Annotated in this window: 13 protein-coding genes; 6 read left to right on the plus strand and 7 right to left on the minus strand. The window is 73.3% G+C overall.

The genetic code is table 11. The features are described from left to right. Positions 1-86: 86 nt before the first annotated feature. The 3 genes from ABZX65_RS31945 to xseA all read right to left on the minus strand — a co-directional run bounded on the left by ABZX65_RS31945 (position 87) and on the right by xseA (position 2,456). The gene (locus ABZX65_RS31945) at positions 87-680 is read right to left on the minus strand and encodes a malonic semialdehyde reductase (protein WP_355347960.1); all 594 of its coding nucleotides are present in this window, start codon (positions 678-680) and stop codon (positions 87-89) included. Between the two features lie 119 nt (positions 681-799). Next, the gene (locus ABZX65_RS31950) at positions 800-1,081 is read right to left on the minus strand and encodes an exodeoxyribonuclease VII small subunit (RefSeq protein ID WP_355347963.1); all 282 of its coding nucleotides are present in this window, start codon (positions 1,079-1,081) and stop codon (positions 800-802) included. A gap of 166 nt (positions 1,082-1,247) precedes the next feature. After that, entirely contained in the window at positions 1,248-2,456 is a 1,209-nt protein-coding gene (gene xseA / locus ABZX65_RS31955; RefSeq protein WP_355347966.1) for an exodeoxyribonuclease VII large subunit, read from the minus strand. 88 nt (positions 2,457-2,544) lie between these two features. Here xseA and ABZX65_RS31960 point away from each other — a divergent pair, with 88 nt between their 5' ends. Next, positions 2,545-3,543: a 4-hydroxy-3-methylbut-2-enyl diphosphate reductase gene (locus ABZX65_RS31960; protein WP_355347969.1), complete on the plus strand. Its 999-nt coding sequence runs from the start codon at positions 2,545-2,547 to the stop codon at positions 3,541-3,543. A 30-nt stretch (positions 3,544-3,573) separates the two neighbouring features. Next, entirely contained in the window at positions 3,574-4,311 is a 738-nt protein-coding gene (gene ppgK / locus ABZX65_RS31965) for a polyphosphate--glucose phosphotransferase (RefSeq protein WP_355347972.1), read from the plus strand. Here the strand turns inward: ppgK and ABZX65_RS31970 are convergent. Then, positions 4,232-4,795 carry a DUF6542 domain-containing protein gene (locus tag ABZX65_RS31970; RefSeq protein ID WP_355347975.1) on the minus strand — a complete coding sequence of 188 codons (564 nt, stop codon included), beginning with the start codon at positions 4,793-4,795 and terminating at the stop codon, positions 4,232-4,234. The two genes, ppgK and ABZX65_RS31970, sit on opposite strands and share 80 nt — an antisense overlap. Before the next feature lie 229 nt (positions 4,796-5,024). Between ABZX65_RS31970 and ychF the strand changes: the two genes are divergently transcribed. The 3 genes from ychF to ABZX65_RS31985 all read left to right on the plus strand — a co-directional run bounded on the left by ychF (position 5,025) and on the right by ABZX65_RS31985 (position 7,774). Beyond that, positions 5,025-6,113 carry a redox-regulated ATPase YchF gene (gene ychF / locus ABZX65_RS31975; protein ID WP_355347978.1) on the plus strand — a complete coding sequence of 363 codons (1,089 nt, stop codon included), beginning with the start codon at positions 5,025-5,027 and terminating at the stop codon, positions 6,111-6,113. 190 nt (positions 6,114-6,303) lie between these two features. Further along, positions 6,304-6,558 carry a hypothetical protein gene (locus ABZX65_RS31980; protein ID WP_355347981.1) on the plus strand — a complete coding sequence of 85 codons (255 nt, stop codon included), beginning with the start codon at positions 6,304-6,306 and terminating at the stop codon, positions 6,556-6,558. Positions 6,559-6,679: 121 nt separating this feature from the next. After that, on the plus strand, positions 6,680-7,774 hold the full coding sequence (locus ABZX65_RS31985) for a hypothetical protein (RefSeq protein ID WP_355347984.1): 1,095 nt from the start codon (positions 6,680-6,682) through the stop codon (positions 7,772-7,774). A 32-nt stretch (positions 7,775-7,806) separates the two neighbouring features. Here the strand turns inward: ABZX65_RS31985 and ABZX65_RS31990 are convergent, their stop codons facing one another. Beyond that, the gene (locus tag ABZX65_RS31990; protein ID WP_355347987.1) at positions 7,807-8,343 is read right to left on the minus strand and encodes a hypothetical protein; all 537 of its coding nucleotides are present in this window, start codon (positions 8,341-8,343) and stop codon (positions 7,807-7,809) included. A 579-nt stretch (positions 8,344-8,922) separates the two neighbouring features. Then, complete coding sequence (locus ABZX65_RS31995) at positions 8,923-9,666, minus strand: hypothetical protein (protein ID WP_355347990.1); 744 nt, start codon at positions 9,664-9,666, stop codon at positions 8,923-8,925. Between the two features lie 727 nt (positions 9,667-10,393). Here ABZX65_RS31995 and ABZX65_RS32000 point away from each other — a divergent pair. Then, on the plus strand, positions 10,394-13,225 hold the full coding sequence (locus tag ABZX65_RS32000) for a hypothetical protein (RefSeq protein ID WP_355347993.1): 2,832 nt from the start codon (positions 10,394-10,396) through the stop codon (positions 13,223-13,225). Positions 13,226-13,328: 103 nt separating this feature from the next. Here the strand turns inward: ABZX65_RS32000 and ABZX65_RS32005 are convergent, their stop codons facing one another. After that, a complete protein-coding gene (locus ABZX65_RS32005; RefSeq protein WP_355347996.1) occupies positions 13,329-13,943 on the minus strand; it encodes a hypothetical protein in 615 nt (204 codons plus the stop codon). Positions 13,944-14,048 lie beyond the last annotated feature (105 nt).

Genomic DNA, 14,048 nt, shown 5'->3' on the forward strand with positions numbered 1-14,048 from the left:
CATACGTCCCACCGGTAGCCGGTCATACGGACGTACGTGTGACCAGGTGCCCGGTCATACGGACATACGTCGGTCCGTCGTACGGATCAGACGGTCGTCACGACCTGCTCGTACGACAGGCGCGGGTTGCGGTCGTACCAGGCGGCCTCGCCCGGCTTGCCTATGTTGACCACGGCCAGCACCGAGTGCTCGCCGTCCGCGAAGAACTCCTTGTTGATGCCGTCGGCGTCGAAGCCGGTCATCGGGCCGGCGGCCAGACCGGCGGCGCGGACGCCGATGATGAAGTAGCCGACCTGGAGCGCGGCGTTCAGCGCGGCGGACTGCTCGCGGACCGGGCGCTCGGCGAAGATCAGGTCCTTGGCCTGCGGGAAGACCGGGAGCAGGGTGGGCAGCTCCTCGTGGAACTCGTTGTCCGCGGCCAGGATCGCCACCAGCGGCGCGGTCGACGTCTTCGCCTTGTTGCCCTCGCTCATGTGCCGCACCAGGCGCTCGCGCCCCTCTTCGGTACGGGCCAGGACGACGCGCAGCGGCTGCTGGTTGAACGCGGTCGGCGCGTACTTCACCAGGTCGTAGATGGCCTGGACCTGCTCGTCGGTCACCGGCTCGTCGGTGAACGTGTTGGCGGTGCGGGCCTCACGGAAGAGCAGGTCCTGGGCGGCGGTGTCGAGCACGAGAGTCATGCGGGATCCTCAGGTCTTTCGGTCGTGCGAGGGGCGCGCGCCGGGGGGGCGGCGCGTCGGAACACTCCGACCAACCTGGGTGAACGTTCAACCATTCCCTGGGGCAAGTGTGACCCCTGTCACTCCTGTGCGGTCCCCGTGACGTCTTCCGCCTCCTCGTCGTCCTCCTCCGCCGCCAGCGCCGCGTCCAGCCGGGCCCGCGCGCCCTCCAGCCAGCGGCGGCAGACCTTGGCCAGCTCCTCGCCCCGCTCCCACAGGGCCAGGGACTCCTCCAAGGTCGCGCCGCCCGCTTCCAGCCGCCGTACGACGTCCACCAGCTCGTCGCGCGCCTGCTCGTACCCGAGGGCCGCGCTGCCGCTCTCCCGGTCCGCCGTATCGGTGGTGCCTGCCGTGTCTGCCATGGGGGCAAGCCTAGGCGCGGGGTGGGACAGGTCAGGCGACGCGCACACCGACATCACCGCGTGACGACACCGAACCGCGCGCTGCCGAACCGCGCGCTGCCGAACCGCGCGCTGCCGAACCGCGCGCCGCCGACATCACCGCGCGCCGCCCACGCCCACCCCGGCATCACTCCGTGACGCGCACCGTGAAGTCGCCCTCGGCCACCCGCGCCCGCAGCGCGTCGTCCGGGGCCACCTCCGCCGGGTCCCGTACCACCGAGCCGTCCTCGCGCTGGAGCACCGCGTACCCGCGGCGCAGCGTCGCGGCCGGGGACAGCGCGACCACCCGCGCCAGGGTGTGCGAGAGATCCGCGTCGGCGCGCTCCAGCAGATGGCGCAGCGTACGGCGGGCCCGGTCCACCCGGTCGGCCACCTCCGCCGCGCGGCCGTCGATCATCCCGTACGGCGCCGCCATCGACGGACGGCTCAGCGCCGCCTCCAGGCCGCGCTCCTCCCGGTCCAGCAGCCCGCGCATCACACGCAGCGCCCGGTCCCGTACCAGCTGGACGCGCGCCAGCTCCTCGCGCACATCCGGCACGATCCGCTTGGCCGCGTCGGTCGGGGTGGACGCCCGCAGGTCGGCGACCAGGTCGAGCAGCGGCGAGTCCGGCTCGTGGCCGATCGCCGAGACCACCGGGGTCCGGCAGGCCGCGACCGCGCGGACCAGCTCCTCGTCGGAGAACGGCAGCAGGTCCTCGACGCTGCCGCCGCCGCGCGCCACCACGATCACGTCGACATCCGGCCGCGCGTCCAGCTCCCGTACCGCCTCGATCACCCGCGGCACCGCGCTCGCGCCCTGCACCGGCACATTGCGCACCTCGAAGCGGACGGCGGGCCAGCGCAGCCGCGCGTTCTCCCGCACGTCCCGCTCGGCCGCCGAGGCGCGGCCGGTCACCAGGCCGATGAGCTGCGGCAGAAACGGTATGGGCCGCTTGCGGTCCAGCGCGAAGAGCCCCTCGGCCGCCAGCGTCTTCTTCAACTGCTCCAGGCGCGCCAGCAGTTCGCCCACCCCGACCGGGCGGATCTCCACCGCGCGCAGCGAGAGCTGGCCGCGCGGCCCGTACCACTCGGGCTTGGCGTGCATCACCACCCGCGCGCCCTCGCCGACCACGTCCGCGACCTGCTCGAAGACACCGCGGAAGCACGTCACCGTGATCGACACGTCGTGCGAGGGGTCGCGCAGCGTCATGAACACCACGCCCGCGCCCGGCCGCCGCGACAACTGGGTGATCTGCCCCTCCACCCACACCGCGCCCAGCCGGTCGATCCAGCCGCCGATCAGCCGCGACACCTCACCGACGGGGATCGGCGTCTGCGCCGAGGTGTTCAGAGCCATGCCCGCAGCGTAGTGGGCGTGACCGACACCGCCGCCGAACGGCCGCACCCCCGTACGCCCCCGCGCGTGCGATCAGCGCCCCCGTACGATGGACCCCATGACTGCCGCTACGAGCCCCCGCCGCGTCCTCCTCGCCGCCCCCCGCGGGTACTGCGCGGGCGTGGACCGGGCCGTGATCACCGTCGAGAAGGCGCTGGAGCAGTACGGCGCCCCGGTCTACGTGCGCAAGCAGATCGTGCACAACAAATACGTGGTCCAGACGCTGGAGAAGAAGGGCGCGATCTTCGTCGACGAGACGGACGAGGTGCCCGAGAACGCCATCGTGATCTTCTCCGCGCACGGCGTGGCCCCCGTCGTCCACGAGGAGGCCGCCCAGCGCAGCCTCGCCTCGATCGACGCGACCTGCCCGCTGGTGACCAAGGTCCACAAGGAAGCCGTCCGCTACTCCAAGGACGACTACGACATCCTGCTGATCGGCCACGACGGCCACGAAGAGGTCGTCGGCACGATGGGCGAGGCGCCCGACCACATGCACCTGGTCGACGGCCCCGCCGACGCCGCCAAGGTCACGGTCCGCGACGAGTCCAAGGTCGTCTGGCTCTCCCAGACCACCCTGTCGGTGGACGAGACGATGGAAACCGTGGACGCGCTCAAGGAGCGCTTCCCCAACCTGCTCTCGCCGCCCAGCGACGACATCTGCTACGCCACGCAGAACCGCCAGGTCGCGGTCAAGCAGATCGCCGCCGACGCCGACCTGCTGATCGTGGTCGGCTCGCGCAACTCCTCCAACTCCATCCGGCTGGTCGAGGTCGCCCTCCAGTCCGGCGCCGGCGCCTCGTACCTGGTCGACTTCGCCGAGGAGTGCGACGAGGCGTGGCTGGACGGCGTCACCACCGTCGGCGTCACCTCCGGCGCGTCCGTCCCGGAGATCCTGGTCGACGGCGTCCTGGACTGGCTGGCCGAGCGCGGCTACGCCGATGTGCAGGTGGTGACCTCCGCCGAGGAGTCCATCCAGTTCTCGCTGCCCAAGGAACTGCGCCGCGATCTGCGTGCCGAGGCCGCCGCCGGGGAATCCGCCAAGAGGTGACTTTTTCCCGTCACCTCTAACCTGGGGGCCATGAATATGTTCGGTGTGGACATCGGTGGTACGGGAATCAAGGGCGCTCCGGTCGATCTGGACCAGGGCGCCCTGTCGGACGATCGCTACAAGATCGACACCCCTCAGCCCGCGACTCCGGAGTCGGTGATCGACGGGGTGCACCAGGTCATCGAGCACTTCGGCTGGTCGGGCCCGGTCGGCGTGACCTTCCCCGGGGTGGTGGTGGACGGCACCACCCGTACGGCGGCCAACGTGGACGGCGGCTGGGTCGGCCTGGACGCGCGCGGCATGCTCGGCGACCGCCTCGGCCTGCCCGTGGTGGTGCTCAACGACGCGGACGCGGCGGGTGTCGCGGAGATGACGTTCGGCGCGGGCCGCGGCCGGGGCGGCACGGTCATCATGCTGACGCTGGGCACCGGCATCGGCAGCGCCCTGTTCGTGGACGGCAATCTGGTGCCCAACACGGAACTGGGCCACCTGGAGCTGCACGGGCACGACGCGGAGAAGAAGGCGTCGGTCAAGGCCCGCGAGGACGAGGACCTGAGCTGGGAGCACTGGGCGCACCGGCTCCAGAAGTACCTGGCGCACGTGGAGATGCTCTTCTCGCCCGACCTGTTCGTGATCGGCGGCGGCGTCAGCCGCAAGTCGGAGAAGTTCCTGCCCCTCGTGAAGGGGATCAGCGCCGAGATCGTTCCCGCTGAACTGCAGAACAACGCGGGGATCGTCGGCGCCGCGATGGCAGCCGCAAAGCTCTGATCCCGACGATCGCGGCGGCCAGCACCGTCCCGGCGTAGAGCCAGCCGGTCATCAGCGCCAGCCCGGTGAAGACGCCGAGCAGATGACCGGCCAGGCCGCCGCCCCCGCTGTCGGCGGTCAGCGCGATGCCCACGGCGAAGGCGATCGGCGCCGCCACCGGGGCCGCCACCAGGTCGTACGGGCGTACGTACACCGCCGCCGCCACGCACACCGCGACGAAGACCAGGCCGAAGAAGACGCCGGGGCCGTCGAAGAGCAGGACGTCGATCCCGCCGCCCGCGACCGTCACGGCGGTGGTCAGCAGCCCGGTGCCGAGGCCGGTCAGCCGTGGCCTGGGCCGCTGGGCGGTACGCAGCCGGTGGACGGTCTGCCGTACCGCGGTGGCCATGACGGCCTGCCGGGGGCGCGGGGCGCGGTACACCCCGACTGCGGCCTCTCCGCCGGGTCCCGGAGCGGCACCTGAACGCGCACTGTGTTGGTCCACCTACTTACAGTAGGCACGGCAGTCGGGTGATCGCACGGCGGGACACGCGCTTTGCCCCTCCGGGGCGGGGCGGGGCTTTTTGGCGCGCGCGTCCTCGGAGCGGTCCCCGTACCGGGTGCGGTGACGTCCTCGGGCCGGTGTTCGACGGGCGGCCGGGCGGTACGGCGGCGGCCCGTAGACTGGTGGCCGTCCGAACACCCACCAGCCCACCGCTCCGGGAAGTCTCCACGTGTCGCTCTCCATCGGAATCGTCGGTCTGCCGAATGTCGGCAAGTCGACGCTCTTCAACGCCCTGACCAAGAACGACGTGCTGGCGGCCAACTACCCGTTCGCCACGATCGAGCCGAACGTCGGAGTCGTGGGCGTCCCCGACGCCCGCCTCGGCACGCTCGCGGAGATCTTCGGGTCGGCGCGGGTGCTGCCCGCCACCGTTGACTTCGTGGACATCGCGGGCATCGTCCGCGGCGCCTCCGAGGGCGAGGGCCTGGGCAACAAATTCCTCGCGAACATCCGCGAGTCCGACGCGATCTGCCAGGTCATCCGGGCCTTCAAGGACGACAACGTGGTGCACGTCGACGGCCGCGTCTCGCCCAAGGACGACATCGAGACGATCAACACCGAGCTGATCCTCGCCGACCTCCAGTCCGTCGAGAAGGCGATCCCGCGCCTCACCAAGGAGGCCCGCCTCCAGAAGGAGAAGGCCGCGGTCCTCGCCGCCGCCGAGGCCGCCCAGGAGATCCTGGCCGCGGGTGACACCCTCTTCTCGCGCGGCATCACCAAGGGCACCGAGCAGGGCACCCTCCTCCACGAGCTGCACCTGCTCACCACCAAGCCGTTCCTCTACGTCTTCAACGTCGACGAGGACGAGCTGGCCGACGAGGACTTCAAGAACGAGCAGCGCGCCCTCGTGGCCCCCGCCGAGGCGATCTTCCTCGACGCCAAGCTCGAGTCCGACCTCGTCGAGCTCGACGACGCCGAAGCCCTCGAACTCCTCCAGTCCGTCGGCCAGGAGGAGCCCGGCCTCGCCACCCTCGCCCGCGTCGGCTTCGAGACCCTCGGCCTCCAGACCTACCTCACAGCCGGCCCCAAGGAATCCCGCGCCTGGACCATCAAGCGCGGCGCCACCGCTCCCGAGGCCGCCGGCGTCATCCACACCGACTTCCAAAAGGGCTTCATCAAAGCCGAGGTCATCTCCTTCGCCGACCTCGTCTCCACCGGCTCCGTGGCCGAAGCCCGCGCCAAGGGCAAAGCCCGCATGGAGGGCAAGGAATACGTGATGCAGGACGGCGACGTGGTCGAATTCCGCTTTAACGTGTAGCCGCTTGCGCGGAGGGCCGTCTGACCTGCGGCGGAGGAGGTGCGCGGCCTCAGGGCCCGCACCGAATCCGCAGGCGTACCGACATCTCGTCCTCCTTCTCAGTAGGCGATACGCCAACCAGCAGGCGTAGCCAATCGCCACTGAGGCAAGCGGAGGTACCCACTCGGGAGAACGCGGCCACGCCGCCCGTATGACCGCCATGGACACCATGCAGCAGGTGAACCCGATGAAATTCAGAGGTTCATTCACCCTCCACCCCAACCAGCGGCGCGCCTGGCAAAAGTCTTTTGGCCACCTTGGTTCCCCAGTCGCGGTGCAGAGGGCTCCAGCGGCCCAGGACGGCGCGTTGCAGCGCGGCATCCGGGACGTCCTCGCGCACCGCGTGCCCTTCGCCTGCAACGGCTCGGCTGAGGCCGAAAAGGTTATCCCCTCCCGCCTCCCGTAGGCCGCTTGTGCTGTCGGGCCGGCTGAGCATCACCGCATGGCGGCCGTAGCGGCGCGGAAAACCGGTGGGGCGGTCGCCGCTGTCATGCGACGATGCGGCTGTTTTGCAGGGGGGAGGACGGTTGTTCGTTTTCGCGTGTGCGGGATGTGGCGGTGAGGTGACCGCGCCGGTGTCGCAGGTCGAGCTGCCGGTCCACGCGTATCAGAAGTCCGGGAACGCGGTGCAGCTCCCGGTGCTCATGGCGCAGGGCACGTTCGCGGTGGACCCGGAGCCCAGCGGGCAGCCGTGGCGGGGGTGGGAGGAGATCGATCCGGACGAGGCGGCGGCCCGGGGCGTCTACGCGCCGGTCACCGGGCTGTCCTACGGGGTGCCCGGCGCGGTCGTCATCGCACCCGGAGACGTCCGCGGCACCCTGCTGGTCCCGGAGGAGAACGGGAGCGCCTGCTGCGGCCTCGCCGGGGGCGACGGGCCCAACATGGTGTGCGAGGTGTGCGGCCTGCCCGTGGCGACCCGGATCGACGACTGCTCGCTCTGGCAGGCGGTGTGGCTCGCTCCGGACGCTGTGCGGCGGGTGCGCGTCGACGGTGACGACGCCGTACCGCTGTCCTGGGGGGAACTGGCGGCGCACGGGCGGAGTACGCCGCCGGTCGTACCGATCACCGCGTGGGGATCATCGAGTGGGCTGTATCACCGGTGGTCGTGGAACCCCCAGTGGGAGGCGGCGGCCGGCCGTGCGCTCGCCCACCTGCTGGTGGCCTCGGGCGGTCGCACCGTGGCACTCCCGAACGGCCTGGCCAGGGACGTGTTCCAACGTGCCCTCGACACACTGCTTCCCGCAGGCCCGGCTGCCCTGCGCGCCGACTTCGCGGGACCGGGACTGTCCGGCGCGGACGCCGACATCCTCTTCGTCCCCACCCACCCGCAGACGGGGGAGATCTGGAGCCCGGACGCCTCCGCTCAGTGCGTGCCCCTGCCGTTCGGCGTCTGGCTCTCCCTGGCCCTTCCCGAACCGGCCCCCCTGCCCCTCATCGCGTCCGGCGTCATGCCCGACGGTGTCCTGCGCGACGAACCGCTCGCGCCCCACCCCGGCACGCCCTTCCGGATCGACCAGAACGCCTTCGAGTACGCCCTCGTCCGGCTGCCGGCCGTCCGCAGGCCGTGGCTGCGCCGGATCCTCGACCACCTCACCCGGCCGGTGCGGGCCCGTCTCTTCTGATCAGCGGCGGAAGGCCGTGGTCACGACGGTGCTCAAGGCGGCGGGAAGAGGGGGGCGTAGGGCTGGTGATCGGGGGCGGGGACGTAGGGGAGGTAATGCGGGGTGGTGCGGGCGGCGGTGGTGCGCAGGCGGATGGCGGCCTGTTCCTCGGTGAGAGGGGGGAGTGCGAGGGCGGCCAGGAGGTGGTCGCGGCGGGCGTCGAAGTCGGGCTGGTCCGAGCGGAGTTCGGCTGCCAGCTCGCCGATCGGGAAGCCGCCGGCCAGGTCGCGCCAGAAGGGCAGCACGGCGATGAGCGTGACGGCCTCGGCGAGGTCGTCACCGATCAGCGTGGCGCCGCCCTCGGAGTCGGCGTACAGCACCGGCCGCGTCTCGGTATCGGCGTCCCCGCACAGGAAGTACGTGCCCCCGGCGCCGCAACCGGCTATCGGGTGCAGCGGTATGCCGGTGGGCAGGACGAGATCCTCGACGGGATCCCGGCGCTCGATGTCGAAGTCGCCGGGCCACGCCAACGTCGCGGCCAGTGCCGGGTCCTGGGCGATCCGGCGGAGCAGGTCGTCTGAGGGGGACATGAGCGCAAGTTAACAGCGCCTCTGGGGGATTGGGCGGGTTGGGCGTCGAAGTGGTGGTGCGGACGGCGGGGAAGTGGAGTGGGCCGCGCGGGGGTTGAGGGCGGAGCTCCTGGCGGGGGACGAGGACGGGGTACGGGAGGTGCGCCCGCGGGGCGAGGCGGCGCCGGAGGGGGCGAAGGGGGACGCGCATTCGTGGGCGGCGCTGGTGATCGGGGGAGTGCTGACGACGTTGATCCCGGCGGTCAGCGGCAGGCTGGCACGGCAACGACCGGACGCGACGGTCTGTGGGAGGTCGGCGAGGACCGCATCACGCTGCCGGGGGCGACCGAGGCCGAACGGGCGCGGCTGATCGGAATCCTGGCCGCACGGCACGACGACGCGTAGCCACGACGACGCGTCGTCAGGAAAGCGGGCGGGAGCGCCAACGCGCAGCCCGGCCAGGGGCGTTCAGGCGGCAGAGCCCGCGCGCTTGAGGCGCAGTGCGGAGACGAGGAAGAAGACCCCGCCGAGGAAGGCGTAACCCGCGAGATTACGCAGGGAGGGATCGTCCTTGCCCGCCTGGGCCACGACGTCAGGGCCTCACGCGGGCCTCAATGGGGCTTCGTCTCGCGGCGGTTCGGCGGTGAGGCCCCTGAAGGTGGTGCGGCCCCACTGGGAGGCGCAGTCGACTGATATGCCGTCAGGCGCCAAGCGCTCGTTGAGCCGTACGATCCGGGCCTGCAAGGCGCGGCGGGTCATCGGCTCGTCGGCCGCGCCGAGCAGGAGGCACAGGTCGTGGCAGCACCAGGGGCGCGCGGTCGTGCGGAGGATGTCGAACAGGACCTGCTGGGTGCCGCGTTGGGGGCGCGGCGATCCGTGGCGCGGTGCGTCCGGCGGCCGGCGGGGCGAGGACCTGGTGTCGAGCCACCGCCGTTCGGCGAGGATGCGGCCGGCCAGTTCACGGGGGTCCGTGTCGCGCGGGATGACGTTGGCGGCGCCGGCCAGCAGCAGGTCAGCGGAGTCCGTACGGTCGGGCACCAGCACCACCACGGACGACAGGTGGCTGAGGGCGTGGACGCGCTGGCCCAGATCGCCGGTCCCGCGCGGGCTCGGGACGTCCAGCACGGCGAGGGGGGGCCCGGCCTTGCGCAGCAGCGTGCGGTAGGCGGATTCCGAGCCCCAGGGGTGGCACAGCGCGGGCAGTACGTGGTGGGTGCGCAGGGCGCGCAGCAGGGCCGGGGTCCGCTCGCGGTGCAGCGAGAGAACGACGCTCACGGGATACGTGAACTGCTCCTCGGCCGGGACGGAGCGAATTAACTTCTCGCCAAACAGGTCAATAGGCATGGCAATGCCGCTGACACGGACCTCTCCTGTGGACGGTCACGGGAGCCGGGGACGGCACTCGGGTGCGGGAGGCGGGGGACGGGACGCGATGTTACTGACGGCGATCCCCGATTCCCCGTGGCTGAGCATGGGTTGGTCACCGTCTGAGCACGATCGGGCCCCGTGCTGAGCGTCCGGAGGGGCAGGCGGGAGAAGGGCCGGAAGGCCGGCCGGGCCGTCGGTCGCGGTCGGCCGCCGTGCTCCCGCCCGGGTCATACGGTGGGCGGCCACGCGGCGTTGGCCGGTCCGACACCGTGGTGCCATTGGGGTCTGATATATCTGGATGCCTGAATGACCCAACCAATAGGGCCGATTATCGCTCCACAGGGATAGGCAGTACACCGGCCGCCGAGCAACGTCGTTCCGGTCGGCCGGGATTGGGCAGGGGAGGGCAGGTGGTGGGGTGTCTCCCACACGTCCGCGAGCGGTACGCGTCCGGTACGGCGCGAGGTGACGGACATCGTTGTCCCGTCGCTCCCGCGCTGACACCGCGCGGGCCGGTCTCTCGTGGCGCGAGATGAGGACGCATCCGCCCGGTCCGCGGAGACCCGTCGGCGCACGCAGGCTCGCGTGACCGGCCGGGAACGACTCACCGAACGAGGACAGTGATGAGCCAGCAGGGCGCGGGACGGCCGGGGTCGCCGTCGCGCACGACGGCACGGTACGGGGACCACGGGGAGGGCCAGGCATGAGCCGTTGGGCCTCGCGCCTGTCCCGCAAGGGCGGCGGCGCGAGCGGTACGGGCGGCGCGACCCGTACGAGCGCTACGGCCGGTACGAGCCGCGGCGCCGGTGCGGCGGAGTCCGTCCCCGCCCCCCTCGTCGAGGACATCGACGGCGTCCTCCTGGTCCGCTCGGTGGACGACGACTCCTTCCCGATGGCCGTCCTGGCCGAAGTGGCCCACACCTTCGGCGCCGAGGCGGACATCGTCACCGTCATGGTCGGCTCGGAGGGCGCGGGGCAGGGCAACGGCGGCGGCCACTGGCCGCGCCTGGTCACCCTCCTGGACTCGCTGCGCGCGCAGGGCACCCGCCGCGTCCGCCTCGTCCTGTCCGGCGCGGGCGACGACCGGCCGGGCCGCCCCGGCACCGCCCGCAGGATCGCCGACGGTTGGGGCTTCGAGGTGTTCGCGCCGGACGGCGTCGTCCTCATCACGCCCGGCGGCAGCCTCTTCGTCCGGGGCGACGACCGTCCCGAGGGCGGCTGGTGGCGTTTCGCGCCCGGCGAGGCGCCCCGGAAGCTGGGCCCCCGCGCGCCCGCACCGGCCTGGCAGGAGGCCGTCGGCCGCGTGCCCACGCGGACATCGGGCGGCTGCGTGGTCGAGCAGATTCCGGCGGGCCTGGTGATCCGCCCCGCCGACGCGCCCGGGCCGCGCCCCGACGACCTGTGCTTCGCGGTGCCGCTCGACTCCGCGCACGCCGTCGTGCTGGTCGGCGCCCCGCACGCGGAGGACGTCGCCGCCGACGAGGTCGCCGCCGTCCTGTCCGCGCTCCCGGCGGAACACCGCGCCCGCGTGTGCCTCGCACCCGGCGGACAGGCAGACCTGCTGCGTCTGGCCCACACGGTCGCCGACACGCTGGACAGCCGGGTCGACGTCCTGACGGGCCTGCCGCTGCTCGCCGACCACGCGCCGCCCGGCGCCGTACCCCGCCCGACCCTGATCGGCCGTGACGGCGAACCGAGTTGGCAGCCGTACGTCACCGCCGTCGCGTGCCTCCCGACCGACGCCCGGGGCAGAACGCCCCTGCCCCGGCTGCTCGGCAGCCTCCCGCCCGACTGGCTCCCCGGCGGCACAGAACCGGGCACCGTACGGCTCACGGACGGCTGGCAGGCGACGGTGACGCGCTCCGGCCTCGCCCTGTGGGCCCAGGGCACGCCCCGCCCCCCGCTCGTGGGAACCGCCGTCGACCCCGAGACCTGCGCCATCGAACTCGGCGCGCCCGGACAGCGGTTGGACGCCTCCCTGCTCACCGCGCTGGCCCGCCTGCTCACCGGCCTCGGCGCCACGGCCCGCGCCAGGACCACCTTCCTCGTGCGAGGACGGCTCACCAGCGGCGAAGCCGAACTGCGCCGCCTCGCGGCCGAACACGGCGTACGCGGCATCCGCTACGTCACCGCCGCCCGCCCGGCCCCGCCCCCCTGGCAGACCCCGCCCCGCCCGAACCAGGACCGTCCGGGACCTGACCGCCCGAATCAGGACCGCCCAGGACCGGCAGCGTCCCCGGGCCCACCCGCGCCCGTGGCCGTACCGCCCGATGCTCCCCGTGAACGACCGCCCGCTGTCAGGGAGTTGACCGGTACGGCACCGGCTCCGGTGCCGGGTGCGGAGCCCGTACGCCGTCCGGCCGCCGCGAGCGTGCCCACCGACAGCGCGTCCCCGGCCGGGGACAGCGGCGGCGACGGAACGCTCGTCCGCACGCCGACGACGGAGACGGATGTCGCCGCGCGCGACCGTTCCGCGCCGGGCGCTCCGGGGGAGCGGGGCGGTGAACGGCCCGACGGTACGGCCGAGGCGGGCCGTACGGTCGCCCCCGGCCCCCGCACGAACAGCCGGGGGCCCGGTCCGACGCGGTCGGCACCCGCGATCACCGCGCCCCTGCGGGGCTCCGCACTCGTCCGCGCACTCGTCGTCTCACCTGGCCCCGCCTCCGCCTCCGCCCCCGACCCCGCCTCCGCCCCCGACTCCGAGCCCGACCCCGCACCCGTCGCTCAGGTCGCTCCGCCCGAACGGCCCGAACAGCCCGAGCCACCGGCCCCGTTGGCCGTCAGGCGGGAGGAGCCCCGCCTCGTGCTGCCCGGACATATCAGCACAGCCGCGCAACGGGCGGTGTTCCGCGAGCTGGTGGGGGACGGCTGGGAGGGGCACGCGGCAGCCGTGGACGGGCTGTTGAAGCGGAAGCTCGCGCTGCGCGGGGACGAGCGGGAGGCGGCGCGGCTCGATCTGGTCGCGGTGCGCGCGTATCTGTCGGCTGACGAAGGGCCGCTGAGCCAAAGGGAGTTGGCGCGCGGCCTGCGGGCGGGCGAGGCGCGGTCGCAGGCGTACGCCGGGTGCGTGGCGTCCGGGCTGCGGCGGCTGCCGTCGTACCGGGGCGTGGCCCTGCGCGGCGGCGCGGCGGGCGGTGCCGAGCCGAGGTTGGGCGCGCTGCTCCAGGACCCGGTGCCGATAGGGGCGTTGGCCCGGATTCCGGCGGCGGGCGGGACCGCCGTGCGCTACGCGATCTGGTCGACGACCGGCCGCGAGGTGGGCGATCTGGCGGCGGCGGACGGTGAGATCGTCTTCGCGCCGGGCACCGGATTCCGCGTGCTGGGGACGTGGACCGCACCCGCCGGGACCTCGGTCGTACTGCTGCGGGAACTGCCCGCGCACGCGACCACGTACATGGACGGAGCACGGGAGTTGAGCCCGCGGGACCTCACCGCGCTCGCCGAACTGAAGGACGCGCTCGCCGGTGGTCCGCCCGCCGAGGAGGGCCGGAGCTGGCCCGAGCGCTGTGTCGGGCCCGTGGGCGGCAGCGGGTAGCCGCCCGCATCGCACATCCGGGCCGCACGCCCGGCACGCAGGGCAGGACACCGCGCCGCACGACCGACTGACCACCAGGCCGAAGGAGAACCATGAGCAGCCGTCAGACCCGACCCGACCCCGACGGAACGCCCCGCGCCACCGAAGGCGGCGCGAACTCGGCTTCCTCCAGGGGCGGTTCGTCCGTGCGCCGGGCGGTCACGCTGGGTCCCGTGGCGGCCGATCCGGGCGAGGCGCTGACGCCCGCGGTGCCGCGGACCACCGGTGCGGCGGCGCCCCCGGCCCCCGACACCTCCTCGCGCCCGGGTACGTCGTCCGCTCCGGTGACGGCCGCCGCCGCGCGGCCTGAGCCCGCGGCGGGCGGTACGGCGGAGGCGGGCGGTACGTCCGAGGAGCCGACGTTGCCCGGAAAGGGATCGGCCGAGGAGGCCCCGGCCCCGGCCCCAACCCCTGCCCCGGCCCCGACTCCTGCCTCGGCCTCCGCCCCGACCACGGCACTGACCACCGCCTCGGCCTCCGCCCCGACCACGGCGCCGACCACCGCATCGGCCCCCACCACCGAAGCGGGCGAAACACCCGCCGAGACCCCCGACGCGAAGGCCACCCGCGAACTCACCCGCGAGACCGGCCCCGGAGCCGCGCTCCCGGCCGAGGGACCGCCCTCCGGCCCGTCCCGCAAGCCGCTGCTCGCCGCCGTCGGCGTGGTCGGCGTGGTCATCCTCGCGGTGGGGGGGGGGGGCGGGGGGGGGCCGCGCGCCGGGGCGCCGAAAGACCAAAAGGGGGAGGGGGGCCCCCCCCCCCCGCGGGGAGGCCCACCGCCCCC

Origin of the sequence: Streptomyces sp. NPDC003300 (assembly GCF_040610915.1) — a bacterium.
Classification (GTDB): Bacteria; Actinomycetota; Actinomycetes; order Streptomycetales; family Streptomycetaceae; genus Actinacidiphila.

Coding starts and splice junctions, on each gene's coding strand:
- ABZX65_RS31945 (WP_355347960.1), bottom strand. CDS start 680: ATGACTCTCGTGCTCGACACCGCCGCCCAGGACCTGCTCTTCCGTGAG.
- ABZX65_RS31950 (WP_355347963.1), bottom strand. CDS start 1,081: ATGGCAGACACGGCAGGCACCACCGATACGGCGGACCGGGAGAGCGGC.
- xseA (WP_355347966.1), bottom strand. CDS start 2,456: ATGGCTCTGAACACCTCGGCGCAGACGCCGATCCCCGTCGGTGAGGTG.
- ABZX65_RS31960 (WP_355347969.1), top strand. CDS start 2,545: ATGGACCCCATGACTGCCGCTACGAGCCCCCGCCGCGTCCTCCTCGCC.
- ppgK (WP_355347972.1), top strand. CDS start 3,574: ATGAATATGTTCGGTGTGGACATCGGTGGTACGGGAATCAAGGGCGCT.
- ABZX65_RS31980 (WP_355347981.1), top strand. CDS start 6,304: ATGACCGCCATGGACACCATGCAGCAGGTGAACCCGATGAAATTCAGA.
- ABZX65_RS31990 (WP_355347987.1), bottom strand. CDS start 8,343: ATGTCCCCCTCAGACGACCTGCTCCGCCGGATCGCCCAGGACCCGGCA.
- ABZX65_RS31995 (WP_355347990.1), bottom strand. CDS start 9,666: ATGCCTATTGACCTGTTTGGCGAGAAGTTAATTCGCTCCGTCCCGGCC.
- ABZX65_RS32000 (WP_355347993.1), top strand. CDS start 10,394: ATGAGCCGTTGGGCCTCGCGCCTGTCCCGCAAGGGCGGCGGCGCGAGC.
- ABZX65_RS32005 (WP_355347996.1), bottom strand. CDS start 13,943: ATGACCACGCCGACCACGCCGACGGCGGCGAGCAGCGGCTTGCGGGAC.